We start from the raw sequence: 24,452 nt of genomic DNA on the forward strand, positions 1-24,452 counted from the left end.
TTAATAAGTCAACTTACAAGTTGCCTCTTAGTTCCTGCTCACGCTCCAGAGATTCAAACAAAGCTTTAAAGTTACCGGCTCCGAAAGATTGAGCACCCTTACGCTGAATGATTTCAAAGAATAAGGTTGGGCGATCTTCAACAGGTTTTGTGAAAATCTGCAAGAGGTATCCCTCCTCATCGCAATCCACCAAAATACCAAGTTCCTTCAGCTGCGCAATTTCTTCATCAATTTCGCCCACCCGGTTTGGCATCATGTTATAATAGGCTTCTGGCGGAGCGCTTAAAAACTCTACACCTCTACTTTTTAATTCCTTTACGGTAGTCAAAATGTCTTTAGTAGCTACCGCGATATGTTGTACACCTTCACCTTCATAATATTCCAGGTACTCTTCAATTTGCGATTTCTTCTTTCCTTCTGCCGGCTCATTAATTGGAAATTTGGAGAAACCATTTCCATTACTCATTACTTTACTCATCAGGGCAGAGTATTCGGTGTTGATTTGTTTATCGTCAAATGAAAGGATATTTACAAAACCCATTACATCTTCATACCATTGAACAGTTTCGTTCATACGGTTCCATCCCACATTACCTACACAATGATCTATGTATAATAATCCGGTTTCAGTAGGGTTATAGTCACTTTTATAATCTACATAACCCGGTAAAAAAGAACCAGTATAGTTTTTACGCTCAATAAACATGTGTATGGTTTCGCCGTAGGTATAAATCCCAGACATTTTTACTTCGCCATTTTCATCACGCTGTGTAACTGGTTCCAAATAAGGTTTAGCGCCACGTTTTGTCGTTTCTTCAAAAGCACTATAGGCATCATCAACCCACAAAGCCAATACCTTTACTCCATCACCATGTTTTTTAACATGCTCAGAAATAGCATGGTCAGACTTTAATGCAGTAGTTAATACCAAACGGATTTTACCCTGCTGTAATACATAAGATGAACGGTCGCGTATACCGGTTTCCGGTCCGGCATAAGCAATAGATTGAAAGCCAAATGCGGTTTTGTAATAATGTGCAGCTTGTTTGGCATTTCCTACATAAAATTCTATGTAATCGGTTCCATTAATAGGGAGAAAATCCTGTGCCTTTGAAATTTTCTCTGCAAATGTTAATGTTGACATCGTTGTTTTTTATTTTATAAATAAGTTAGTTATAGTTCTTTTTTGTCTAAAAATTCCCTGCTCAGTCCGCGCTTTTCCTTCCGGTCTAAAAATTACCTTCTCAGAGAAAGCCTTAGCACTTGTGCGCAGCGCCTCAACTGCAGTTTTCGAAGAGAACGGTGATTTTTACGCTTGCCAGCTTTTATGGTAACTTTCATCTTCTATGCGTAAAGCATCTTCCGTTAACATCAGCGGGCGAAAAGGATCAATCATTACCGCAAGCTCTTCCGTGCTTTCCTTTCCTATAGATTTCTCTACCGTGCCCGGGTGCGGACCATGTGGAATGCCGCCCGGATGTAAAGTAATCTGGCCTTTAACTACGCTTTTACGACTCATAAAATCCCCGTCAACATAATATAACACTTCGTCACTATCTACATTGCTATGGTTATACGGAGCGGGAATAGATAATGGATGGTAGTCATATTTGCGCGGGACAAAAGAGCATATTACAAAATTGTGGCCCTCAAAAGTTTGGTGAACAGGGGGAGGCTGATGCAAACGACCTGTAATTGGTTCAAAATCATGGATAGAAAAAGCCCAGGGGTAATGGAAACCGTCCCAACCCACAAAATCAAAAGGATGTGTACCATAAGTATATGGATACATGATCCCTTGTTTTTTAATCAGTACTTTAAAATCTCCAAGCTCATCAATGGTTTCCAGGTCTGTAGGGCGTTTAATATCACGCTCACAAAAAGGAGCATGCTCTTCCAATTGCCCAAAAGCATTGCGGTAACGTTTAGGCGTACGGATGGGGCTAAAGCTCTCTACAATAAACAACCTGTTGTTCTCGTCGTTAAACTCCAGCTGGTAAATGGTGCCGCGTGGTATTATGAGGTAATCGCCATAGGCAAATTTAATTTTCCCGAATCCCGTTTTTAGTGTGCCGCTGCCCTGGTGAATAAAAATCACCTCATCAGCCTGACTGTTCTTATAAAAATAATCAGTCATAGAGTTTTTAGGTGCGGCAAGTGAAATGTGAAGGTCGCTGTTTACCAATACAGGTTTTCTGCTTTGCAGGTAATCATCCTCGGGCTTAATGTTAAAGCCAATTAGGCTGGTATGTTTAAGGTGCTTTTCTCTGGCGATTTTGGGCTCTACCGAGTAAGGCTCTCCTAATGCTTTAACAATAGTTGGCGGATGACAGTGGTATACCAATGAGTATAAACTTGAAAATCCTTCTGTGGATACCAATTCTTCAGCGTAGAGCTGGCCATCTGGTTTACGAAAAACCGTATGTCGCTTTGCAGGAATCGTTCCTAAAGTATGATATATGGGCATAGCTTTAAGGTATTATATATGGTTTAGAATAGAAATAAATGGAGAATAGAACGCCAGTAAGCGTTCAGTAGTATAGCTAGATACTAAAGGGAATATTGCGCAAAAATAAGTTTAGAAAGCATGGCATACCTAAAAGCCGCCATAGCCTGGCTGGCAATTAAATTCTGATATGTAAACCTGCGCTGTTTCATTTTTGCGTTGTAAAGCTAATGATAATTATCTGATACTTATAATAACCATCTTGCTTTTATTTTTTCTAGCTTTGACCAATTAGTTGATCAAACTTATGAAATTAGTATCGTATAAAACAGAAGAAACAGAACACCTGGGTGTTTTTATAAACGGACATATTTACAACTTAAATTCTTGCGACAAGCAATTGCCAGATGAGATGAATGCTTTTTTACAAGGCGGCGAAGTTTTAATGGAACGTGCTAAAAAGGTAGATGAACAGATTAAATCCGAACAAATTAACCCCAAAGAAGAAGCTTTTTATGAGTTGCTGGCACCAGTGCCACACCCTTCTTCCTGCAGAGACGGTTATGCTTTCCGTCAGCATGTTGCTGCGGCACGCAGAAACCGTAAAGTAGAAATGATTGCAGAATTTGACCAATATCCCATTTTTTATTTTACCAACCACAATGCCATTATGGGGCCTGGTGATATTGAATGCATGCCAGATCATTTCCAAAAGCTGGATTTTGAGCTGGAAGTAGCCATTGTTATTGGTAAAAAAGGCCGTAACATCACTGCGGCAGAGGCAGATCAATACATTGCTGGTTATATGATCATGAATGATATGAGTGCCCGCACATTGCAAATGGAAGAAATGCTGCTCAATTTAGGCCCTGCAAAAGGAAAAGATTTTTCTACTGTTATCGGTCCATGGCTGGTAACCCCAGATGAACTGGAAACCTATAAAGTGCCTGCGAAAGCTAATCACACGGGCAATACCTATAACCTTGAAATGACTTGCATTGTAAATGGAATAGAAGTTTCAAAAGGTAATATGGCCGATATGGACTGGACCTTTGCAGAAATTGTAGAACGTTGCGCCTATGGGGCAGATATTTTACCTGGCGATGTTATTGGCTCTGGCACCGTTGGCACAGGCTGTTTCCTGGAGTTAAATGGTACAGGATTGTTAAATGATCCAAACTATAAAGTTCAGTGGTTGCAGGATGGCGATATTGTAGAAATGAAAATTACCGGTCTTGGCATCCTTAACAATATCATTAAAAAAGCCGATACAGATTTTTCTATCCTGGCGCTTAAAAAATAATGCTAACCGTAGAAACATCAGAACTTAGCCCGGCGCAATTGCAAAATTACCTGCAATATGCCATTGCGCCAAGGCCTATCTGCTTTGCCAGTACTATAGATGAGGCGGGGAATGTAAACCTGAGTCCTTTTAGTTTTTTTAACCTTTTTAGCACCAATCCAGCCTTGTGCATTTTTTCTCCTGCCCGCAGGGTAAGAGACAATACCGTTAAGCATACGCTGGAAAATGTGCTCCAGGTAAAAGAGTGTGTGATCAACATGGTAGATTATGCCATGGTGCAGCAAACTAGTCTGGCCAGTACAGATTATGCAAAGGGTGTAAATGAATTTGAAAAGGCCGGTTTTACCATGTTGCCGTCAGTACTGGTTAAACCGCCAAGAGTAGCAGAAGCTCCTGTGCAAATGGAATGCAGTATTCAGGAAGTCATCAGTTTAGGAGAGGGGCCAGGTGCTGGTAACCTGGTTTTGGCCGAAATTAAACTGATCCATATTAAAGAAGAAATTCTGGACGCTGAAGGTAAAATTGATCAGGCTAAAATTGACCTCGTAGCCAGGTTAGGGGGAGATTGGTATTGCAGGGTAACCCCAGAAAGCTTGTTTAAAGTAGCAAAACCACTCACAACATTAGGTATTGGCGTAGATGCCCTGCCTAAAGGCCTGAGAAATTCTATGGTGCTTACGGGCAATGACCTGGGCATGCTAGGCAATGTAGAACAGTTGCCCGGTGCAGATGAAATTGATGCTATTCGGAACCATGCTTTGGTTAAAGAAATAATGGATGCCACCATTGGTGATGCCGTAAACCGTCAGCGGGAGTTGCATGAACTGGCAAAAGAAATGCTGCGCAAGGGCAATACCGCCGATGCGATTAAAGTTGTGCTATTAGATTAAATGATGCTTACGGCTTTAATAAAGCGGCTTTTATAATATGTATTGAGTGTGGTAATGGTTACCCCGTTTGCTTTTCCGGAACTTGCATGGATAAACTGGATTTCATCACCATCTATAGAGTAGATGATGCCCACATGGCCAATTCTACGGATTTTAGGGTTGCTCCCTGTAAATATCAATACATCTCCAACCTTCGCGTTTTCCAGTTTTACGGGTGTTCCTGCGGTTACAAATTCACTTGATGAACGTGGAACTTTGAATCCAAAATTCTTAAAAACATAACTTACAAAGCCAGAACAATCAAAACCTACATTCGGATTACTGGTTGCGTACCTGTAGGGGATGCCGATTAGCTTTTTAGCAAAGCCCATGATCTGATCTGAATATTGCCTGGGTAGAGATTGCTGCGTTTCTGTTTGCTCTTGTACCGGCAACTCAACTGCTTTTCCTGTAGATTGTGATTTTGCCTGGGTAATACCAAACAACAGGAAAGTCATGATAATTAAGGGTTTTCTCATCATATTATTTACAAGGTATCCAAAAAAAAGTAAACTTGTATAAAATGTTGAAAACTAATGGCCAATAAAAAAGCGGGCACAAACCTCCGTCGGTGCCCGCCATCTAAATTAACGCTCTCATCACAAATGTACAAAACATGATGATTATGTTGTATAATCTATTTGTCAAAATGGCAGCGAAGCATTGATGATATACTTGTGTGGGCCGTTTTATTTTCAGAAGGTCAACGAAATCTATTTCATGAAAATGGAGTTGTGTCTCCATATTTCCATAAGTTTGTGATTAAAAGGTAATGCATAAAAAAAGCGGGCACAAACCTCCGTCGGTGCCCGCCATCTAAATTAACGCTCTCATCACAAATGTACAAAACATGATGATTATGTTATATAATCTTTTTGTCAAATGATTTCTAGAAGCCAACTTTACTTCTACGTATATTAGCCTAAGTTAATTCTGCAATTGTCTGCCTTGAACTAAGAATGCATGTAGCTGGAATAAGCAGTATACTTTTTCAAAACTTTTTTTGTCGGCTTTATTCATTTTTATCGATTTAAACGCAAGCAGTCGCTCGTAAATTTCGTTGGCATCTTTGCTATTGTGTAATGGTTTTGATTCAGTGTTTTGATTTTCAACAAGCTGCATAATGTCTTCTTGTAAAGAAAGCAAAAGGTTTTTTATATCAAACATATCTAAATAAATGTATGGTTAGCTGAATTGCTAATCAATTATGAGAATTAGTGCTTTATTTTCAAGAACACCAATCTTTTTTAAAATAATAATTGCGAAGCAAAATCCAGGCAAGCGGTAAAGACAATCATTTCTATACAAAACCTTTTTAGTGATCAGGTGTTAGCATAAAAAAAACACCTAACCATGAAAAATCAAATTATTGCATTATTAATTGGAGGCGCATGTGCTTTACAGGCCTGCCACAATTCTGATAAAAAGGACAATTCCAGCACTCTGGCTGGAGATTCAGTATTAGACACCACCTCAAATACTGCACAAAGTATGGGTGGCGAAACTACTCAAGAGGATACAGATTTTATCAAAAAGGCGGCTATTGGCGGAATGATGGAAGTTGAAGCCGGTAACCTGGCACTTCAAAAAACCAAAAGTCCGGTGGTAAAAGATTTCGCACAAATGATGGTCACTGATCATACCAAAGCAAATTTGGAACTTAAGGAAGTTGCCAAAAGCAAAGGTCTGGAGCTACCATCCACTTTTCCGGCAGAAGAGCAAAAGCATATGGATATGATGAAAACTTTGGCTGGGGATGCATTTGACAGGCACTATGTGCAAATGATGGTTACTGATCATAATAAAACAGTAGACTTATTTAATGCCGGCCAAAAATCCGAAAACCAGGATGTTAAAATCTTTGCCTCAAAAACCCTTCCCGTAATACAGGCTCATTATCAGGCTGCAGTTAAGCTGGATTCTATTATGCAAAAAAAGAAAATGAACAATGGGGATGATATATTAAACATCAGTACAGGCAAAGAAAAGAAGAACCAATAAAAATTATAAAATTTCGTTATTGTAAGCATGAAGCTCATTTATCTCTTTCTCTTCTCCCTGTTTTCTTTGTTTTTTTTAAATCCTGCCAATGCACAAAGTAAATGGACAGAGGAAGAGTTAAATAGGGCTAATACAGCCAAAAATGCTGGTTACCTGAGCACTGAAGAAAAGAACATTATCTTCTATATGAACCTCGTGCGAATGGATGGGGACCGTTTTTTTAAAACTTATTTTCAGGATTTTGTACAAAGTCATAACCTTAAAATGCAGGCTTTTCGCAACTATGAGGATCTAAAAGTAGATCGGCAGGATAAATATTATCGGGGATTGGAAATAGACCTTAAACTCATTAAGGGTTTACCAATGTTTTATCCGGATGAACTGTTGACTTATGGTGCAGACCAACATGGTATAGAAATGAACCGATATAACCTGGCCGGGCACGGTTCTAAAGATGGGCGTAATGCACAGGATAGAATTGGTAAATATTACCCCAACAGGTCTCTTGCAGAAAACCTAGCTTTTGGATTTGCAAAGGGATTAGATAACGTATGCCTGTTGTTATTGGATAAAGGAGTTGCCGATCTGGGCCACAGAAAAAATATCCTTAACAATACCCTCGGACTCAATATTGTGGGGGTAAGTATCCAGCGGCATCCTACATACAGGTATTCTGCAACCATAGATTTTGCTGGTATCCCGAATTTAAAAATTTAATCCTAAATTCGCCGCCGAAGATCAATACTGCATGCGTAAGGTACTTTTAAAGTTTATAGATTTCTTTTATCCACCATTTTCAGGCCTTTTAAGCTTACATACGTTTAGGTATATCGTTTCTGGGGGTACTAATGCGGCAAGTGGCATTGTATTGTACTTTTTAATCTACAACTATGTACTGCATCAGAAGGATGTATATATTCCCTTCAAGCCGGGAATGATTACTGCCCATGTGGCTACATTAATTATAGAAACTCCGCTAACCTTTCTAATTGGTTTTATGCTTAATAAATATGTGGTTTTTACCCAATCGGAATTGAAGGGCAGGATCCAGATGTTTAGGTACGCACTGGTTGTGGGGGCCAATCTAATGCTCAATTATGGGATGATAAAAATCATGGTAGAAAGCTTTGATTTTTACCCAACCATCTCCAAAATCATTACTACAGTTGTGCTGGCTGTAGCCAGTTACTTTATTCAAACCCACTTCTCTTTTAAAGTGAAAAAATAAGGATTTTAACTCACACCTGGCTCGGTTTATTGTTTAGCTTTGGTATAAACTTATTTGAATTCATGAATGACTTTAACAACCCCCAGGTTGCCAGATTGCCTAAGCATTTAAGGCAGTTTATTGTTGCGCAACACTATGAAAAGTACACGCCTGTAGATCAGGCGGTATGGCGTTATGTAATGAGACAGAATTACAGTTATTTAAAAGAGGTGGCATTTTACCCTTATATAAAAGGTTTGCAGCGTGCAGGATTAAGTATTGAATACATTCCTGATTTGCAAACAATGAATGATAATTTGGGTAAATTGGGCTGGGGAGCTGTTACGGTAGATGGTTTTATTCCACCTGCGGCGTTTATGGAATACCAGGCTTATAAAGTGCTGGTAATTGCTGCTGATATCCGACAGATTAATCATATTGAATATACACCAGCTCCTGATATTATTCATGAGTCTGCCGGACATGCGCCAATTATAGCAGATTCGGATTATAATAATTACCTGAGTTATTTTGGATCTATTGGTGCTAAAGCGATGTTCTCTGCTAAAGATTTTGAGCTGTATGAGGCCATTCGTCACCTTTCTATTTTAAAGGAAGCTGCCGGAACCACCATAGAAGAGATTGAAGCGGCTGAGCAAAGCTTAAAATTGATTGCTGATAACATGGGTGAGCCTTCTGAGATGGCTTTGCTGAGTAGACTCCATTGGTGGACCGTTGAGTATGGTTTAATTGGTACACTGGAAAATCCCAAAATATATGGTGCTGGTTTACTTTCCTCCATTGGCGAAAGCAGCAGCTGTATGAAAGCTGATGTTGAAAAACTTTGGTACAATAAATACACCATCAATTATGCTTACGATATTACTAAAACGCAGCCTCAACTGTTTGTGACAGAAACTTTCCAGAATTTAATTGATGTGCTGGATGAATTTGCAGACACGATGGCCTTTAGACGTGGTGGTGCCGAGAGTGTACAAAAAGCAATTGACTGTAAGAATACAGCAACTGCAGTATACAGTTCTGGCCTGCAGGTTACGGGGATATTTACCGACTTGTATGTAGATGCGGAGGGGAAGGTTACGTTCATTAAAACCTCTGGACCATCTGCTTTGGCTGTTGATAATAAGGAACTGCCGGGTCATGATAAGCACTACCATAAGGATGGTTTTTCTTCTCCTGTGGGTAAAATTATAGGATCAGACGTTGCGGTAGAAGACCTGGATTTTGAAGATTTAAAAGGCCTGGGCATTCAAAAAGCTCAACGCGCAGATTTTAGTTTTGAATCTGGCATTCAAATTAATGGTGTGGTTAAAGAAATCCTAAACAATGGAAATAAACTCATCTTAATTGTTTTTGAGGATTGTACTGTAAAAACTGTAGATGGAAAGGTATTATTTGCGCCAGAATGGGGAACTTATGATATGGCTATTGGCGCAGAAATTGTTGCTGTTTTTAATGGTGCGGCAGATAAGGATGCTTATGAAGAGTTGACACAGATTAGTGAAAAACAAACTCAAAAACTGGTTTACGATGAGCAAACGCAAAACCTGCACAAGCTGTATAAAGAAATAAGGCGGATTAGAGAAGAAGGAACAGGATTTGAACAGTTGCCTACGTTATTTGCAGCTTTAAAAATGGAACATCCCAGCGATTGGCTTGCCACGTTGGAAATTCTTGAAATTCTATACCACAAACAGTACAACGCAGAATTGGAAAAAGAAGTACGTTTGTATCTGGAAACAAAAGCTGAGCAAGAGGAGGAACACAAAAAATTGATCAACGATGGATTGTTTGTGATTGAACATCCTGTTACGCAGCTTATAAATATAGCATAAATGAACATTATACTTACAGGAGCCAGCAGTGGGATAGGCTTTGAAGCCGCATTGGAATTTACATTGAGTACCTCAAATACAGTTGTTTGCATTGCCAGGTCGGCAGACAAACTGAGAAAGCTACTGGAGATTGCCCGCGGAATTACACCTGATTGCAAGCTGTTGCCGGTGGAGTTTGATATTGTAAAAGATGATTACGCGGCATTAGTTCCTTTTTTAAAGGAGCGATTGGGAACGGTAGATATTTTAATTAACAATGCGGGTGCCCTGATAAATAAACCTTTTATGGAGACTACTGCTGAGGACCTTGCCGATATGTTTGAAAGCAACGTTTTGGGTCATTTTAACATGATTAAAAATGTACTTCCGCTGATGCCCAGTGGGAGCCACATTTTAAATATTGGGAGTATGGGTGGTTTTCAGGGAAGTGTTAAATTTGCCGGACTTGCAGCATATTCTTCCAGTAAAGCCGCTTTACATACGCTAACGGAATGCCTTGCACTAGAACTTGCAGAAACAGGGGTAAAGGTAAATTGCCTCGCTTTGGGATCTGCACAGACTGAAATGCTGGAAAAGGCTTTTCCTGGTTACCAATCGCCAGTTATGGCTTTTGAAATGGGTAAGTATGTTGCTGATTTTGCCCGCACGGGGCATCAGTTTTTTAATGGCAAGGTGTTGCCTGTGGCAATGAGTACACCGTAAGGTTGGTGCTTTTGGTTAGTATTATCACTAACCAAAAGCACCAAATTGGGTTCTACTTCAACAAATTCTTCCAGCTGGTTTTTCTGGCAATTAATTCCTGCAATTCTTTGACCTCAATACGCTGTTGTTCCATTGTATCACGATGACGGATGGTTACCGTATCATCTTCCAGTGTCTGGTGATCTATGGTAATACAGAACGGTGTACCAATGGCATCCTGTCTGCGGTAACGTTTACCAATTGCGTCTTTTTCTTCGTAAAGGCAGTTGAAATCAAGTTTCAGGCTGTTCATGATTTCTCTTGCTTTTTCTGGCAGACCATCTTTCTTAGTTAAAGGAAAGATCGCTACTTTATAAGGGGCCAGGCAAGGGTGTAAACGTAATAAAGTTCTACTGTCCTGCTTCTCTTCTGTGCTTAAATCTTCTTCTTCAAAAGCATTGATCATGGTTAGCAGGAACATCCGGTCTAAACCGATAGAGGTTTCGATAACGTATGGAATATAATTTCCGTAAGGTTTACCATCTGCATCCAATTCGGCATCAAAATACTGCATTTTCTTGCCAGAAAACTCCTGGTGTTGCTTCAAGTCAAAATCTGTACGGCTGTGGATCCCTTCTACCTCTTTAAAGCCAAATGGGAATTCAAATTCGATATCAGTAGCTGCGTTTGCGTAGTGGGCAAGTTTAACGTGGTCATGGTAACGGTATTTTTCTGGATTGGTTCCCAAAGCAGCATGCCATGCCAAACGCGCTTCTTTCCAATAGGCAAACCATTTTTGATCTTCTCCAGGACGCACAAAAAACTGCATTTCCATTTGTTCAAACTCACGCATGCGCATGATGAACTGACGGGCAATAACTTCATTTCTAAATGCTTTACCGATTTGCGCAATTCCGAAAGGGATTTTCATTCTACCTGATTTTTGTACATTCAGGAAGTTTACGAAAATACCCTGAGCGGTCTCCGGACGAAGGTAAACTTCATCAGAACCTTCTGCCATGGCACCAAACTGTGTGCTAAACATCAGGTTAAACTGCCTAACTTCCGTCCAGTTTTTTGTGCCGCTAACCGGGCAGGCAATTTCGTGTTCTTCAATTAATGCTTTTAACAAAGGCAGGTCTTCTGCTTTCAAAGCATCATCCATGTCTTGCTGCAGTTTAGCAGCTTTATCTGTTTTGCCGTCTTTTTCATAACGGGCTATTTTATCTTCTAATAACTGGTCTGCACGGTATCTTTTTTTAGAATCCTTGTTGTCAATCATCGGGTCGTTAAAACCATCTACATGACCACTAGCTTTCCATACTTTAGGGTGCATAAAAATTGCGGCATCAATACCCACAATGTTCTCATGCATTTGCACCATGGCTTTCCACCAATACGTTTTGATGTTGTTTTTCAATTCAGAACCTAATTGTCCGTAGTCGTAAACTGCACTTAAGCCATCATAAATTTCACTGCTTTGAAATACAAATCCGTATTCTTTAGCATGGGATATTACATTTTTAAATTGCTCGTCGTTATTTTTAGCCATAATGATGCAAATATATGAGTTCTGCGTAAAAATTCATTTTTTATCCCACAGCAAAAGAATATCGCAACTAATTTAAACCTACAGTTATCGAGTTGCTAAATGTAAAGAACAACCAAATTAGTTTGTAACTTTGCAGTTCAAAAATCAAAATGGCAGTATTACATAGAAAAGAAGATAAAATAGAAGTTGTGTTGAGTAAGCTTCCTAAAGACTATACAGATAAGCAATTTGTGGATATGTTTATCCAGTTGTATTCAAAAGACTGGGGTAAAATAAAAGCGAATTATATCAAACAATCTCAAGATAAAGAGCCTGGAACGGTAATTAACATGCCTAAACCAGAACTATACCTGAAAAATATTTTAGCAGTTTACCTGGAAAATTTAAAAAAGTAAGGTTATTTGATGAGGTGCTGGTGCTCGTCATAAAGGCCGGTAAGTACACTGTTACCTTCAGCATCTATTCTTAATCCACCATAAGCAGCACTTTCATAATGCTCTCCTGTTCCTTCTTCAAAAAAGTAGGATTCTGCGCCTATATGAACATTGATATGGTAAAGTGTGGAATTGGAAAAATACCTGATGGCAAATTCTCCTTTTTGCAAAGGTTGGAGCGCATTGGTGTATTACACTGCGGGTAACACTTGGTTGTTCCATAATTTAAACATACATATTCTAAATTAAATAAGTGAATTTAAATACTGGCAGGGTAATTGGTTGTTTATGATTTAAACACTAATTAAAATACAGTTATGGATACGTTGAAAAAATTTGAACTGATGGAAAAGATTGTAAGAGAATTAGAAGACTTGCAACATTCACAACAGGCAATTATACAGAAGATCGGTAAAATTGAAGTTGATAATATAGAACTTGGTGACAAAAGGTTGGATATTGATTTGCCAGACATGCATCAACGGGTATCGGATAACCTAGATGCCATTGTAGGGATTCTGGAATATTTCGCTGATAAAACACAGAACTTTGGCGATAAAAATCATGTAGACTCCTTAAAGGAGCAACAAGCTATTGATGAGGTAACTGGAAAATAGCACTGAATTTAATTACATAAAAAGCTCTCCGGATAATTAATCCGGGGAGCTTTTTACATTTTAATCCAACCTGTTTGCTCTTGTCCATCTTTAATGAGGTGGTAATTTTCAAAATGGCCTAAAATTGTGACCAGCTTACCTGTTGGGAGGTTTGATTTTATGGCTGCCAGGCTGTCTGGATGATCATATACGGCCAACTGGGAAGCTTTTACCTTTAAACTGCCAAGGGGCTTCTCTACATTAACGACTTGTTTATTTTGGATAAAGCCAGTAAGACCATTAGGAAGCTGAACGGTATACCAGGCACTGTTGGCAGCATTGACATGTAATATGGTGCCCGATTTTAAGCTTTGCAGTTGTATCGCCGTAACATTGGGTGCGGCACGTAAAATGGTGTTGCCTGTTGTGCGTAGGGTTGCATTTAAGTTATTCAGCGCGGCGGTGATGCTGGCGGCAGGCTTTATGGTAGGGTTAACAAATGATAAGGGGTCTATTGCCCCGCCGCTGGCATAGATGCCAAAATGTAAATGAGGCGCAGTGTTTTTTGCATTGCCTGTATTACCCATCAAACCGAGTGTGTCCCCGATTTGCACTTGCTGACCTTCAACAACAGTTTGTTGATCCAGGTGTGCATAGTACAAGGTATAATCTCTTCCTTTTGGACGCATCCAAACTACTTTTCCACCAAGGTTGTTCTCATTTACGCGAACTACGGTACCTTCGGCTGCGGCAATAACCGGGGTTCGAAAACTGCTGAAGATGTCAATACCTTCATGTTTCCTGCTGTTGGCATCCCGCCCGTCTCCCCAGTAACTTTGAATATTGTTTCTTCCTGCTGATTTTACAGGAAATGCCAAAGATGGTCCTAGAGTAATTTCTAAAGTATACTGGCCACTCCGTAAAAGCTCGGGCTGCAACCTGATGAGGTATGTTCCAGTATGTTTAATTTCTAGTTGTAATGGGTTACCAAGTGTATCTGCGGCAGCTAATAATTTTGGTCGGCCGTCTTCATTTTGTTCCCACACGTCCATGTAAATAGTAAATAGCTCTGTAGGATTTTTGCTAAGGATGATATTTAATTTTTGCCCTCTGGTAGCGGTAAATTTATAAGCTGCGGCAGGAATCCGCTCCGCGGCAAAGTATCCTGTTTCTTTAAAAGGAATACTAATGTTGAGTGCTTTTTGTAAACTTTGGTCTGCAGCGTTGATCCATGAAGTCACCATTGCGGTTTTATCCAGACCAGCAGTAATGAGTTTACGCTGGTAGGCTTCGTGCGGCGAAGTGGATTTGAACAAATTTACCGGGCCGGATTTACAGGAGAATAAACAGGTAATGAGTAATGCAGCAAGTACATGAAGGGGTTTAAATTTCTTGGGTATTTTCATAAAGGCAGGATGTTTAAAGCTAAACAATCCCGGCAGGGTGATGTTTGATTAGTTTTTACTAAATCTATTGCATTAAAGGACAAACTAAACAACGCTAGTTCTTGTTGTAAAGGTACGCTAAGCAAATGCGATACGATTATGGAAAAAATGATTCAAGCCCTGTTTGATACCGAATTAGATGCTTTTAAAGGATTGCAAGCCATACAGCAACTAGATTCAACAGAGGATATAAAAGTTGGTGAAACTTATGTGCTGGTAAAAGATTTGGACGGTAAAACTTCTATTCGCTCTGCGAAGGATGAAAGTGAAGGTGATGCTGCGCTTGGCGGTGGATTACTGGGCGGGTTAATTGGCCTTTTGGCAGGGCCCTTAGGATTCGTTGTGGGCGTTGCGGGAGGAATGATTGCTGGATCTGCAGGTGAAACTTTACGTGCGGAAAGCGTTTCAGAATACCTTGATGCGGTATCAGCTGAAATTCCTGATGGAAAATCTGTATTGGTTGCCCATGTATGGGAAAATTGGGAAACCCCTTTAGATGCCGTGCTTCTGCCTTTAACCAAGGATATTAGAAGATTTAGTGTGCAGGAAGAGATTTATGTTCCGGTAAAATCTGAACTGGAAAAATTGACCGAAGACATTAGTGTTGCGGAAACCAGATTTTTGGAAGCTGAAGGCAGCCAAAAATTAGAATGGAATGCTACCTTAACTGCACTTAGAGAAAAAAGAGATCGTCTGCAACATCGGCTGAGCGCCCAGCAAGATGGCATTGAACAATGGAGAGGATAGTATGGAAAATACGACTGATCCTGTTTATGCGGTAAAAACACCCGGACTGGTTTGGGTAAAACGCATATCATACTTGCTTGATGAACAGTTCAGGATTCCGGGAACCAGGTTTAGGTTCGGATTTGATCCCATCATTAATCTTTTTCCTATCCTGGGAGATATGACGGGTTTTTTTGTGTCGGCAGGTTTGGTATTGACAATGGTCAATAAAGGTGCCAGCAGAAAAGTTGTCATCCTGATGTGTATCAATATTGTTTTGGATGCGGCCATTGGCACAATCCCTTTAATTGGACAGGTTTTTGATTTCTTTTTTAAGGCCAACACCAGAAACCTGAAACTTATGCGTGAACATTACCTGGAGGGAAAACATCAGGGAAGTGGTAAGGGTACATTAATTATGGCAATCGTAATTTTATTGGTAATTATGGCACTGCTGGCTATTGCATTATGGAATATTGCAGAATGGATTGTAGGTTGGTTCGCATAGTTTTATTTACTTTTGGACATGAGTGTTCAGGTAGATGGTTTAACAAAACTATATGGCAGACAAAAAGCGGTAAATGAGATTAGTTTTGCGGCTAAACCGGGAAGGATTCTGGGATTTCTTGGTCCTAATGGTGCGGGGAAGTCTACAACTATGCAAATGCTTACCTCTTATTTACATCCAAGCGCAGGTAGCGTAGCTATTTGTGGGTTTGATACGCAAGTACAAAGCCTCGAAGTAAGGCGTAGAATTGGCTATTTGCCCGAAAATACCCCGTTGTATCTGGATATGTACGTAAAGGAATTTCTGGGCTTTGTTGCCAATACTTACCAATTAAAAAATGTTTCTTTAAAAGTGCAACAAGTTATTGAGCTGGTTGGCCTACAGGATGAGCAGCACAAGAAAATTGCGGCTCTCTCTAAAGGTTATAAACAGCGGGTAGGCTTAGCTCAGGCCATTATTCATGATCCTGAGGTATTAATTTTAGATGAACCTACATCGGGGCTTGATCCCAATCAGCTGATAGACATCCGCAGTCTGATTAAAAAGCTGGGCATTGATAAGACCGTAATCCTCTCTACGCATATTATGCAGGAGGTAGAAGCGCTTTGTGATGATGTCATCATCATTAATAAGGGAAATGTTGTCGCCAACGGCACAATTCAGGATTTGAAATTGCAACACAACAGTTCTTCGCTAGAAGATGTATTTAGGAAATTAACTTTAGGCACGGAAGCTTCATGATGGGGATGTACGCCGTTTTTAAAAGAGAATTATTTAGTTTATTGAACTCATTAATGGCTTATATCACCATTGGTGTGTTTTTACTGGCAGCGGGTTTGTTGCTTTGGTTTTTCCCCGATACTTCTATTCTGGCTTATGGCTATGCAGAGCTTACGGGCTTTTTTAGTCTCAGCCCATTTTTATTTATCTTTTTAATACCAGCTATTACCATGCGTTCTTTTGCTGAAGAACGCAGAGAAGATACATATGTACTGTTGGCTACAAGGCCATTGCGGAGCTGGGAGATTATTTTAGGTAAGTATCTTGCTTGTTTTGTATTATTGGTGTTTACCTTACTGCCAACCCTGGTATATTATTATTCTGTATATGAGCTGGCAATGCCCCTCGGAAATGTAGACTCTGGGGCCATAATTGGCTCGTATCTTGGTTTACTGCTATTGGGAAGTGTATTTGTGGCCATTGGCATATTTGCATCTTCAATTACAAAAAACCAGGTTGTGGCTTTTGCAATTGCGGTATTTATCTGTTTTATTACCTATAGTGGTTTTGATGCCTTAGGACAAATATTTTCGGGCAGCGGAATTGAGCGCATATTTACCTACCTGAGTATTAACGAACACTACCAGTCTATGAGTAGGGGAGTGCTGGATACACGTGATTTAAGCTACTTTTTAACGCTGATTGCCGTATTTTTGGGCTTAACATCTTTAACTGTTGGTCGGTTTAAATGGGGCTTCTTGCTGGTTTTGTTGTTTTTAAATATAGTGACTGCATTTGCGTACACCCGCTTTGATTTTACCAAAGAAAAACGCTTTACGCTTACCGATAAAACGCGTGAGCTATTAAAGAAATCTACAAAGGAATTTAGCATAACTGTTTTTTTGGATGGCGATATGCCTGCTGCTTTCAAGCGTTTACAGCAGGCAACGAGGGATTTGCTAAATGATTATAAGGCTTATAACGCCGAGGTTAAGGTTACTTTTGTAGATCCGCTATCTGGTTTGCCTGTGAATGAGCAGGATACTGTGATGCAGCACTTGTATGCTATTGGAATTGAAGCTACCAACCTGAACATTAAAAATGACAACGGCTTTGAGCAAAAAACAGTTTTTCCTATGGCACTGGTACAGTGTGACGGGAGACAGATTGCAGTTAAATTGCTTCAAAATCAGGATGCTTCAGGTAGTTATGAAGAAAATATTAATAATTCCATTCAAAACCTGGAATACAGCTTTACTTCTGCCATTAGAAAGGTGGTAACTGGTATCAACCCCAGAATTGGATTTACCGAAGGTAATGGAGAATTGTCTGATTTGCAGCTGAGTGACGCGATGAAATCGTTGTCTGATAGCTATGAAGTTGGTCGTGTAAATCTTCAAAGCATTACCAGGGCAGGATTAGATAAGCTGAAGTTGCTGGTGGTAGCGAAACCTCAGCAGGAATTTACTGAAGCGGAAAAGTATAAACTCAATTATTTTATATCAAGAGGTGGCAGTGTGGTTTGGTCTATAGACCAGGTAAGTGCTGATCTGGACAGTTTAAAAGGCAAAGGAGAGCAGCTTGCTTTTAATAAAAAGCTGAACCTTGATGATATGCTTTTTACCTATGGTGCAAGGGTAAATTATAACCTTTTGGCAGATGCAAATTGTGTGGAAATTCCATTGGCAATGAGTAGCGGGGGCAGCCAAAGTCAGATACAAATGGCACCATGGGTGTATTATCCATTATTGCTTCCGGATAGCACCAATAGTTTGGTGAAAAACATAGATGCCTTGCGGGCCGAGTTTGTGAGTACGGTAGATACGATAGGCGTAAAAGGGATTGTTAAGAAAGTGATTTTGCGAAGCTCTGCTTTTAACAAGCTGCATGCAGCACCGAAGTTGCTTTCTTTACAAATGGTGGCGGAGCAACCAGATCCACGTGAATATGCAAGTACCCCGCAACCTGTTGCGGTTTTGCTGGAAGGCGAATTTCCATCTGTTTTTATGAACCGGGCGGTGCCAGAGGGGATTACTGAACCTTATGAGGTTCCAGCCGTAAGCAAGCGGGCGAAAATGATAGTGATTGGAGATGGGGATCTCTTTAAAAATCAAATTAGCACAAAGGACAATTCTATTTTTCCGTTGGGTTTTGACCGATACACGCAAAATAATTATGGCAATAAGGTATTTTTGTTGAACGTTGCCGATTATTTATGTAATGAGGAGAGCTTAATCTCTTTAAGAAACAAAGAGTTGAAAGTGAGGCTCCTGAATAAGGTATTGTTGAGGGAGGAAAAGTCAAAATGGCAGTTGGTAAATGTGCTCGTACCCCTTTTATTGTTAATATCGTTCTCAATTTTTCAACATTATTACCGCAGGCACAAGTATGCAAGGTAATTTTTATATTTTTGAGAACTGACAAAATCAAATTATGAGATTTATAGTATCCACTTCAACACTTTTAAAACATTTACAAACGGTAAATGGTGCAAGCAGCAGCAGCACCGTTTTGCCTATACTTGAAAATTTCCTTTTTGAAATTAAAGAGGGCAGCTTAACGATCTCCGCTACAGATTTGCAGACCAGTATGACAACTTCCCTGCCTGTAGAATCTAAAGAAGGTGGTAAGGTTGCTGTACCGGCAAAAATCTTATTGGATACATTGAAAACATTGCCAGATCAACCAATTTCTTTTAATATTGATGACAACTCATTCTCTATAGAAATTAGTGCCGGTGATGGTAAATATAAACTGAGTGGAGAAAATGGAGATGATTTTCCTAAAATCCCTGTGGTTGAAAACCCTTCTTCTATTAATTTTGCTGCGTCTGTATTGTCTGAGGCAATTACCAAGACAATTTTTGCAGTAAGTAATGATGAATTACGTCCGGCAATGACCGGTGTATATTGTCAATTGTCTGATGAACACGTTACTTTTGTTGCTACAGATGCGCATAAGCTGGTTAGATACAGACGTACGGACAGCAAAGCGGACAAGACAGCTTCCTTTATTTTGCCTAAAAAGGCATTAACATTATTAAAAGCGGCATTGCCTTCAACTGATATCAACGTGTCTGTGGATTACAATGCAACAAGTGCTTTTTTTAAATTTGAAAACATCAATCTGGTTTGTCGTTTAATCGATGAAAGGTATCCGGACTATGAAGCGGTAATTCCAGCTAATAATCCTAATAAACTGGTTATTGAGCGTGCTTTATTTTTAAATACTTTAAGAAGGGTAGTGATTTTTGCTAATAAAACCACACACCAGGTTCGTTTAAAGATCAGTGGTTCTGAATTAAATATCTCTTCAGAGGATTTAGATTTTGCAAATGAGGCACATGAGCGTTTAAGCTGCCAATATGAAGGTGAAGATCTGGAGATTGGCTTTAATGCACGTTTCCTGATTGAAATGCTGAGTAATTTATCTGGAGAAGAAGTTACTTTGGAACTTTCTACACCAAACAGGGCGGGATTATTGATTCCGCAGACCAATGATGAGAACGAAAACGTGCTGATGTTGGTGATGCCGGTGATGCTAAACAGTTATAATTAAGTTAAATAAATTCATTTAATGGCTTGGTTTTTGACCAAGCCATTTTGTTTTACAGCAAAAAAATAAAATTATGAAATCATTATTCGATTTACCAAAAAGGACCACATGGGCTTTGATGGTCTCTTGTTTTGGCATATTGGCATTAAGCGCTTCTTGCACTAAGGATAACCCTGAACCGGAGCCGATACCTACCGGCGACGTAAAAGTACAGTTTGTAAATGCCTTCAGTGGTTCAGCTGCACAAGAATTTTATGTAACGAATGCTAGGTTTGGAACACAAACCGTAGCATATGGACAGGCTTCTGGTTATGCAACTACCAATACGATTAATAATTTATATGCATTTAAAGATGCGGGCTCAACGGCCGCTACAGTTGCTAATGCAGATTCTAGAGTGATATTGGATATTGGAGGAAGCTTTACGTTTTATTATTATAAACCAAGTAGCCCCATTAATGGTAGAGCTGCTGTTGCCGTGAACGATAATACTACTGCTCCGGCCTCAGGTAAGGCGAAAGTAAGATTTATACATTTTAATAGCTTGATCGCCAATACTGTGCCTTTAAAGATAACTGTTCAGGGCACTACTACTGCGTTGGTTAGTGATTTTCTACCCCTTAGCATCACTAATTATTATGAAGTTGATCCAGCTGCAAAATTTACTGTTGAAGGACTTGCCAGTCCGGTAACATTCAGTAGCCTAACTCTTACTGCTGGTAAAATTTATACCATTTGGCTTGGAGGTACATCATCAACTGAGGTTACAGGAAATCTGGTTCTGCAAAACTAATATGACAAACAAAACTTAAATATATCGTGGTTATTGATCACGATATATTTACTTTTGAAAAAAAAACGACTTTGGACTTCTTCGCACAATTCATAGACATCTTATTACATATTGATAAACACCTGGTAGAGATCATTAAAGATTATTCTACATGGACCTATCTGATTCTTTTCCTGATTATTTTTGCAGAAACCGGATTCGTAGTTACTCCCTTTTTACCGGGAGATTCTCTGTTGTTCGCAATGGGTACCTTAATTGCAAAAGGCGGTACGGGTCTGGACATCTGGGTAATGTTTCTTTTGCTTTGTGTTGCAGCCATTGGCGGTAACAGCTTAAATTATAAGTTTGGAAGCTATTTTGGGATCGCCGTATTTAAGGAAGGAAATAGGATCTTGAAACTTGAATACTACTATAAATCTCATGATTTCTTTGAGAAACATGGTGGTAAAGCCATCATTTTTAGTCGCTTTTTACCCATTCTAAGAACAATTGCACCTTTTGTTGCGGGTGTCGCTAAAATGCCATTTGGTAAGTTTACTTATTTCAATGTAATTGGCGGTTTGGCATGGATAGGCAGTCTGTTGTTTGCAGGCTATTTGCTAGGACAAATACCTTTCATCAGGGATAACTTCTCACTGGTAATCATATTTATTGGTGTGGTTACTTTTGCCCCGGTAATTTTTGCTGCTGTACAATCTATGTTTAAAGCTAAAGAAGTTATAGAAGAAATAGAGGAAGACAAAACGGTTTAATATTCTCTTCCAATAATCTGTCCCTTTTTATACTTTGATTCTGTTGCCTGAGCTTCTTTCTTGTCTGTTGCTTCTGGCTCTGTTTTAATTAAGTGCTCCATTACAGGTTGCCCGGCATCAACCCATGCAGAATACCAGAAAGAGCCCACAGATAGAATTGAAGCACGCATTTGCTTTTCTACCATGTTGTTGATGAGCCGCTGATACGCCCTGGAGTATTTTTCTGAATATTGTCTTGTAACCTGATTATTCCGCTCTGAGAAGCTGTATTTCTGATAACCTTTAACTTTTTTATTCAATTCTGCTTCAGCAGATAATACGGTATCTACCAATTGATGGGTATGAGTAATGATTTTCCATGATTCAGCTAAAGGATGTTCTATATACTTTGCCCTGCCAGTGATAAAATTGTATTCTCCAGCAAATAATTCCGGGAGCCTGCTTTCCCAAAATGCGTGTATGCCTACCTGATTGCTAAGTTGCCCGTTGTGGTTGGCAGTAGTATGTAAAGGTACATGCGCATCTGCAATGTAATGGCCAAGGTAAGCTGAATGCACAAGTATTTTTATAGAATCTCTCTGTTTAAAGGCATTGACTAATTTCGTGTAGCTTTTTAGAATTTGCCAGGGCAGGATGCCATTCTCATGAAGTTTTTTATAGCCATACTTTTTTTCTGCTGCTTCATAGCTGCGAGGTATGCTATCTATATTTTCTTCATAGTTTTCTACATCTAGGTAATGCCGCGGGGCTTCCAGTGTATCAGCATACCTGCGTTTATCAGGGTCTACCGCATGATCTTTGATGTAATCAATGTTTAACTTGTAAAAGCGGCTAAGCCCGGTTGGGAGTGTAAAGACGGCCAATTGGTTAATTCGTTTGTGTGCAAAAAAGCCCCATCCGCTGCAGAGTATAAGCAGGCCTAAAAAAATTAAAGAGATGAATTGTTGTTTCATCTCTTTAATTTGTATTTTATTTATGTAAAAGTGCGAATTATTCTATGCTTTTTCCCTTCATGGCTTGTGATACGGCCATGTCCATCAGTCGCTCTGCAAAAGGACGGGTAAACTCATTCAGTTCATCAGCTTTTTTAAGGATACTATCTTTATCACCAGTAGCCAGGGCTGCTTTCAATGCTTCAATATGCGTAATGGTATCTTCTGTTTCTACTGCTGTTAATACCTGTCCGTTTTTAGAAAGGAACCTTTCTGCGGTATAGACCAGTTGCTCACCTTCACTTCGGGCTTCTATCAGCATACGTTGCTCTACATCGCTCTTGGCATGCGTAATGCTGTCAATCAGCATTTTTTCAACGGTATCGTCTGTTAAACCATAAGATGGGGTAATGTCAATTTCTTGTTTTACACCTGAGCGTAATTCTATGGCTTGAACCGTTAAAATTCCATCGGCATTTAGGATAAAGTTGATGTCAACCTTAGGAAGTCCTGCCGGCATTGCAGGGATGCCTTTTAAATCAAATTCAGCAAGCTTCCTGTTCTCTTTTACCAGATCCCGCTCTCCCTGAAAAACAGCTATTTTCATGTTTACCTGACCATCAATAGAGGTGGTATATTGTCTGCCTGCTTTGGTAGGTACTTTTGCATTTCTAGGGATGATTACATCCATCAGTCCGCCCATAGTTTCAATACCCAAACTCAAAGGCGTAACATCAAGTAGCAGGATATCTGATCGGTTTCCTGCCAGGATATCTGCTTGGATGGCTGCACCCAATGCAACAACTTCATCAGGGTTAATCTGATCATGGGGTTGCCTGCCAAAGAACTCTGCGACCTGTTGCTTAACAAATGGTGTTCTGGTTGAACCTCCAACCAATACTACTTCATCAATGTCTTTGATGGTTAATTTTGCATCCGCTAAAGCTTGTTTACAAGAATGTAAAGTTTCGTCAACTTTAGCTTTAATGAGTTGTTCAAAGGTTTGTTTGTCTAACGTACACCATATTTCGCGCAATTTCTCATTGAAGAGGTTTTGTGTGCTTAAGGCTTTTTTAGCTTCTTCAGCCTTTAAACGTAGGCTTTGTGTAAGCGAAGCATTGGCTTTAAGCGTTGCTGCATTCAGGTTGTTTTTCTCAATCCAGTAATGCACAATGGCGCGGTCAAAATCATCACCACCAAGAAAAGTATTTCCGTTTGTGGCCAGTACTTCAAATATACCGTTCTGTATAGCCAGGATGGAAATATCAAAGGTTCCGCCACCTAAGTCGTAAACCGCTATAGTTTTTTGTTCTGTGGGGTCTAAGCCTATTCCGTAAGCCAAACTCGCTGCGGTAGGCTCGTTTACTATTCTTAATACATCCAATCCTGCTAACCGGCCTGCATCTCTGGTGGCCTGGCGCTGACTGTCGTTAAAATAAGCGGGCACGGTAATTACAGCCCGGTTAACAGGTGTTTTTAGTGCATGTTCTGCTCTGGCTTTGAGTTCTTTTAAAATTTCGGCCGACAATTCGATAGGGGTATAGAATTTATCTCCGGCCTGTATTTTAACCAGCGATTCGGTATCGTCGTCTATTATTTTGTAAGAGAAAGTGTCCTGGTGTTCGGCTACATCTTTATAAGAGCGGCCCAATAATCTTTTTACAGAGAAAATGGTGTTTGCAGGATCTGTGGTTAAAAATTCTTTAGCCTCATTTCCTACCAATGCATCACCCTGGGCATTAAAGTGCACTACCGAAGGAACCAAAAGTCCTTTTCCTGTATCGTTAATGACCACTGGATTTTTATCAGGATTGATAAATGCCACCAGGCTATTTGTGGTGCCCAAATCAATTCCTACAATGATTTCTTCTTTCTGTAAAGAACCTGTTGCCAGGTTAATGGAGATCTTTGCCATAATGCAGGCAAATTTAGGAATGTTTTAGGGTTTTATTGTTTTGGCGTCGTCATGTTTTTTAGCTGCCTAACTTTTATGTTTCAAATTTTCAGATAACTCCA

The 24,452-nt window shown here is 39.8% G+C and carries 25 protein-coding genes; 16 read left to right on the top strand and 9 right to left on the bottom strand.

Annotated features, from left to right (window positions below):
* Positions 1 to 13: 13 nt before the first annotated feature.
* Both hppD and LPB86_RS09490 read right to left on the bottom strand, forming a co-directional pair.
* Positions 14 to 1,144 carry a 4-hydroxyphenylpyruvate dioxygenase gene (gene hppD / locus LPB86_RS09485; RefSeq protein WP_230642809.1) on the bottom strand — a complete coding sequence of 377 codons (1,131 nt, stop codon included), beginning with the start codon at positions 1,142 to 1,144 and terminating at the stop codon, positions 14 to 16.
* A 165-nt stretch (positions 1,145 to 1,309) separates the two neighbouring features.
* Positions 1,310 to 2,467: a homogentisate 1,2-dioxygenase gene (locus tag LPB86_RS09490; protein ID WP_230642812.1), complete on the bottom strand. Its 1,158-nt coding sequence runs from the start codon at positions 2,465 to 2,467 to the stop codon at positions 1,310 to 1,312.
* Between the two features lie 286 nt (positions 2,468 to 2,753).
* Here LPB86_RS09490 and LPB86_RS09495 point away from each other — a divergent pair, with 286 nt between their 5' ends.
* Positions 2,754 to 3,749, top strand: coding sequence for a fumarylacetoacetate hydrolase family protein (locus tag LPB86_RS09495; protein ID WP_230642815.1), 996 nt, complete (start codon positions 2,754 to 2,756; stop codon positions 3,747 to 3,749).
* The gene (locus LPB86_RS09500) at positions 3,749 to 4,639 is read left to right on the top strand and encodes a flavin reductase family protein (protein WP_230642817.1); all 891 of its coding nucleotides are present in this window, start codon (positions 3,749 to 3,751) and stop codon (positions 4,637 to 4,639) included. The genes LPB86_RS09495 and LPB86_RS09500 overlap by 1 nt, the downstream gene beginning before the upstream one ends.
* Here LPB86_RS09500 and LPB86_RS09505 read toward each other — a convergent pair.
* Entirely contained in the window at positions 4,636 to 5,160 is a 525-nt protein-coding gene (locus LPB86_RS09505; RefSeq protein ID WP_230642820.1) for a C40 family peptidase, read from the bottom strand. The two genes, LPB86_RS09500 and LPB86_RS09505, sit on opposite strands and share 4 nt — an antisense overlap.
* Before the next feature lie 445 nt (positions 5,161 to 5,605).
* The gene (locus tag LPB86_RS09510) at positions 5,606 to 5,845 is read right to left on the bottom strand and encodes a hypothetical protein (RefSeq protein ID WP_230642823.1); all 240 of its coding nucleotides are present in this window, start codon (positions 5,843 to 5,845) and stop codon (positions 5,606 to 5,608) included.
* 186 nt (positions 5,846 to 6,031) lie between these two features.
* On the opposite strand from LPB86_RS09510, the gene LPB86_RS09515 reads away from it, so the two are divergent.
* The 5 genes from LPB86_RS09515 (at position 6,032) to LPB86_RS09535 (ending at position 10,444) form a co-directional block, all read left to right on the top strand.
* Positions 6,032 to 6,679 carry a DUF4142 domain-containing protein gene (locus tag LPB86_RS09515; protein WP_230642826.1) on the top strand — a complete coding sequence of 216 codons (648 nt, stop codon included), beginning with the start codon at positions 6,032 to 6,034 and terminating at the stop codon, positions 6,677 to 6,679.
* Between the two features lie 27 nt (positions 6,680 to 6,706).
* Positions 6,707 to 7,396 (top strand): CAP domain-containing protein, encoded by a 690-nt coding sequence (locus tag LPB86_RS09520; RefSeq protein ID WP_230642829.1) that lies wholly within the window; start codon positions 6,707 to 6,709, stop codon positions 7,394 to 7,396.
* A gap of 31 nt (positions 7,397 to 7,427) precedes the next feature.
* Positions 7,428 to 7,907 (top strand): GtrA family protein, encoded by a 480-nt coding sequence (locus LPB86_RS09525; RefSeq protein ID WP_230642832.1) that lies wholly within the window; start codon positions 7,428 to 7,430, stop codon positions 7,905 to 7,907.
* Between the two features lie 62 nt (positions 7,908 to 7,969).
* Entirely contained in the window at positions 7,970 to 9,742 is a 1,773-nt protein-coding gene (locus tag LPB86_RS09530; RefSeq protein ID WP_230642835.1) for an aromatic amino acid hydroxylase, read from the top strand.
* Complete coding sequence (locus tag LPB86_RS09535) at positions 9,743 to 10,444, top strand: SDR family oxidoreductase (protein ID WP_230642838.1); 702 nt, start codon at positions 9,743 to 9,745, stop codon at positions 10,442 to 10,444.
* 52 nt (positions 10,445 to 10,496) lie between these two features.
* On the opposite strand, the gene LPB86_RS09540 is transcribed toward LPB86_RS09535, so the two are convergent.
* Positions 10,497 to 11,975, bottom strand: a complete 1,479-nt coding sequence (locus tag LPB86_RS09540) for a glycine--tRNA ligase (protein WP_230642841.1) — start codon at positions 11,973 to 11,975, stop codon at positions 10,497 to 10,499.
* A gap of 149 nt (positions 11,976 to 12,124) precedes the next feature.
* Between LPB86_RS09540 and LPB86_RS09545 the strand changes: the two genes are divergently transcribed.
* The gene (locus tag LPB86_RS09545; protein WP_230642843.1) at positions 12,125 to 12,370 is read left to right on the top strand and encodes a hypothetical protein; all 246 of its coding nucleotides are present in this window, start codon (positions 12,125 to 12,127) and stop codon (positions 12,368 to 12,370) included.
* A gap of 2 nt (positions 12,371 to 12,372) precedes the next feature.
* Here LPB86_RS09545 and LPB86_RS09550 read toward each other — a convergent pair whose 3' ends face one another.
* Positions 12,373 to 12,579 carry a GDYXXLXY domain-containing protein gene (locus tag LPB86_RS09550; RefSeq protein WP_230642846.1) on the bottom strand — a complete coding sequence of 69 codons (207 nt, stop codon included), beginning with the start codon at positions 12,577 to 12,579 and terminating at the stop codon, positions 12,373 to 12,375.
* A 147-nt stretch (positions 12,580 to 12,726) separates the two neighbouring features.
* Here LPB86_RS09550 and LPB86_RS09555 point away from each other — a divergent pair, with 147 nt between their 5' ends.
* Positions 12,727 to 13,026: a hypothetical protein gene (locus LPB86_RS09555; protein WP_230642849.1), complete on the top strand. Its 300-nt coding sequence runs from the start codon at positions 12,727 to 12,729 to the stop codon at positions 13,024 to 13,026.
* 53 nt (positions 13,027 to 13,079) lie between these two features.
* Here LPB86_RS09555 and LPB86_RS09560 read toward each other — a convergent pair whose 3' ends face one another.
* A complete protein-coding gene (locus LPB86_RS09560; RefSeq protein ID WP_230642851.1) occupies positions 13,080 to 14,411 on the bottom strand; it encodes a M23 family metallopeptidase in 1,332 nt (443 codons plus the stop codon).
* 138 nt (positions 14,412 to 14,549) lie between these two features.
* Here LPB86_RS09560 and LPB86_RS09565 point away from each other — a divergent pair, with 138 nt between their 5' ends.
* From LPB86_RS09565 to LPB86_RS09595, 7 genes are all read left to right on the top strand, one after another.
* Positions 14,550 to 15,197, top strand: a complete 648-nt coding sequence (locus tag LPB86_RS09565) for a DUF1269 domain-containing protein (RefSeq protein ID WP_230642854.1) — start codon at positions 14,550 to 14,552, stop codon at positions 15,195 to 15,197.
* The gene (locus LPB86_RS09570; RefSeq protein ID WP_230642856.1) at positions 15,172 to 15,684 is read left to right on the top strand and encodes a DUF4112 domain-containing protein; all 513 of its coding nucleotides are present in this window, start codon (positions 15,172 to 15,174) and stop codon (positions 15,682 to 15,684) included. Before LPB86_RS09565 ends, LPB86_RS09570 begins: the two co-directional genes overlap by 26 nt.
* An 18-nt stretch (positions 15,685 to 15,702) precedes the next feature.
* The gene (locus LPB86_RS09575) at positions 15,703 to 16,425 is read left to right on the top strand and encodes an ATP-binding cassette domain-containing protein (protein WP_230642858.1); all 723 of its coding nucleotides are present in this window, start codon (positions 15,703 to 15,705) and stop codon (positions 16,423 to 16,425) included.
* Between the two features lie 5 nt (positions 16,426 to 16,430).
* Positions 16,431 to 18,803, top strand: coding sequence for a gliding motility-associated ABC transporter substrate-binding protein GldG (gldG, locus tag LPB86_RS09580; RefSeq protein WP_255695535.1), 2,373 nt, complete (start codon positions 16,431 to 16,433; stop codon positions 18,801 to 18,803).
* Between the two features lie 34 nt (positions 18,804 to 18,837).
* Positions 18,838 to 19,962, top strand: coding sequence for a DNA polymerase III subunit beta (gene dnaN / locus LPB86_RS09585; protein ID WP_230642863.1), 1,125 nt, complete (start codon positions 18,838 to 18,840; stop codon positions 19,960 to 19,962).
* 70 nt (positions 19,963 to 20,032) lie between these two features.
* Positions 20,033 to 20,752, top strand: a complete 720-nt coding sequence (locus LPB86_RS09590) for a DUF4397 domain-containing protein (protein WP_230642866.1) — start codon at positions 20,033 to 20,035, stop codon at positions 20,750 to 20,752.
* 71 nt (positions 20,753 to 20,823) lie between these two features.
* Positions 20,824 to 21,504, top strand: coding sequence for a VTT domain-containing protein (locus LPB86_RS09595; protein ID WP_230644324.1), 681 nt, complete (start codon positions 20,824 to 20,826; stop codon positions 21,502 to 21,504).
* Here LPB86_RS09595 and LPB86_RS09600 read toward each other — a convergent pair.
* On the bottom strand, positions 21,501 to 22,457 hold the full coding sequence (locus LPB86_RS09600; RefSeq protein ID WP_230642869.1) for a zinc dependent phospholipase C family protein: 957 nt from the start codon (positions 22,455 to 22,457) through the stop codon (positions 21,501 to 21,503). The two genes, LPB86_RS09595 and LPB86_RS09600, sit on opposite strands and share 4 nt — an antisense overlap.
* 37 nt (positions 22,458 to 22,494) lie before the next feature.
* The gene (gene hscA / locus LPB86_RS09605; RefSeq protein WP_230642872.1) at positions 22,495 to 24,351 is read right to left on the bottom strand and encodes a Fe-S protein assembly chaperone HscA; all 1,857 of its coding nucleotides are present in this window, start codon (positions 24,349 to 24,351) and stop codon (positions 22,495 to 22,497) included.
* Between the last annotated feature and the right edge of the window lie 101 nt (positions 24,352 to 24,452).

It is taken from the genome of Pedobacter sp. MC2016-14 (assembly GCF_020991475.1).
Lineage (GTDB): Bacteria > Bacteroidota > Bacteroidia > Sphingobacteriales > Sphingobacteriaceae > Pedobacter.

Bases quoted from the DNA above. Each gene is read 5' to 3' on its own strand.
- LPB86_RS09560 (WP_230642851.1), bottom strand. From the start codon at position 14,411: ATGAAAATACCCAAGAAATTTAAACCCCTTCATGTACTTGCTGCATTA.
- hppD (WP_230642809.1), bottom strand. From the start codon at position 1,144: ATGTCAACATTAACATTTGCAGAGAAAATTTCAAAGGCACAGGATTTT.
- LPB86_RS09590 (WP_230642866.1), top strand. From the start codon at position 20,033: ATGAAATCATTATTCGATTTACCAAAAAGGACCACATGGGCTTTGATG.
- LPB86_RS09570 (WP_230642856.1), top strand. From the start codon at position 15,172: ATGGCATTGAACAATGGAGAGGATAGTATGGAAAATACGACTGATCCT.
- gldG (WP_255695535.1), top strand. From the start codon at position 16,431: ATGTACGCCGTTTTTAAAAGAGAATTATTTAGTTTATTGAACTCATTA.
- dnaN (WP_230642863.1), top strand. From the start codon at position 18,838: ATGAGATTTATAGTATCCACTTCAACACTTTTAAAACATTTACAAACG.
- LPB86_RS09500 (WP_230642817.1), top strand. From the start codon at position 3,749: ATGCTAACCGTAGAAACATCAGAACTTAGCCCGGCGCAATTGCAAAAT.
- LPB86_RS09530 (WP_230642835.1), top strand. From the start codon at position 7,970: ATGAATGACTTTAACAACCCCCAGGTTGCCAGATTGCCTAAGCATTTA.
- LPB86_RS09505 (WP_230642820.1), bottom strand. From the start codon at position 5,160: ATGATGAGAAAACCCTTAATTATCATGACTTTCCTGTTGTTTGGTATT.
- LPB86_RS09520 (WP_230642829.1), top strand. From the start codon at position 6,707: ATGAAGCTCATTTATCTCTTTCTCTTCTCCCTGTTTTCTTTGTTTTTT.
- LPB86_RS09515 (WP_230642826.1), top strand. From the start codon at position 6,032: ATGAAAAATCAAATTATTGCATTATTAATTGGAGGCGCATGTGCTTTA.
- LPB86_RS09495 (WP_230642815.1), top strand. From the start codon at position 2,754: ATGAAATTAGTATCGTATAAAACAGAAGAAACAGAACACCTGGGTGTT.
- LPB86_RS09545 (WP_230642843.1), top strand. From the start codon at position 12,125: ATGGCAGTATTACATAGAAAAGAAGATAAAATAGAAGTTGTGTTGAGT.
- LPB86_RS09490 (WP_230642812.1), bottom strand. From the start codon at position 2,467: ATGCCCATATATCATACTTTAGGAACGATTCCTGCAAAGCGACATACG.
- hscA (WP_230642872.1), bottom strand. From the start codon at position 24,351: ATGGCAAAGATCTCCATTAACCTGGCAACAGGTTCTTTACAGAAAGAA.
- LPB86_RS09535 (WP_230642838.1), top strand. From the start codon at position 9,743: ATGAACATTATACTTACAGGAGCCAGCAGTGGGATAGGCTTTGAAGCC.
- LPB86_RS09540 (WP_230642841.1), bottom strand. From the start codon at position 11,975: ATGGCTAAAAATAACGACGAGCAATTTAAAAATGTAATATCCCATGCT.
- LPB86_RS09555 (WP_230642849.1), top strand. From the start codon at position 12,727: ATGGATACGTTGAAAAAATTTGAACTGATGGAAAAGATTGTAAGAGAA.
- LPB86_RS09510 (WP_230642823.1), bottom strand. From the start codon at position 5,845: ATGTTTGATATAAAAAACCTTTTGCTTTCTTTACAAGAAGACATTATG.
- LPB86_RS09575 (WP_230642858.1), top strand. From the start codon at position 15,703: ATGAGTGTTCAGGTAGATGGTTTAACAAAACTATATGGCAGACAAAAA.
- LPB86_RS09600 (WP_230642869.1), bottom strand. From the start codon at position 22,457: ATGAAACAACAATTCATCTCTTTAATTTTTTTAGGCCTGCTTATACTC.
- LPB86_RS09565 (WP_230642854.1), top strand. From the start codon at position 14,550: ATGGAAAAAATGATTCAAGCCCTGTTTGATACCGAATTAGATGCTTTT.
- LPB86_RS09525 (WP_230642832.1), top strand. From the start codon at position 7,428: ATGCGTAAGGTACTTTTAAAGTTTATAGATTTCTTTTATCCACCATTT.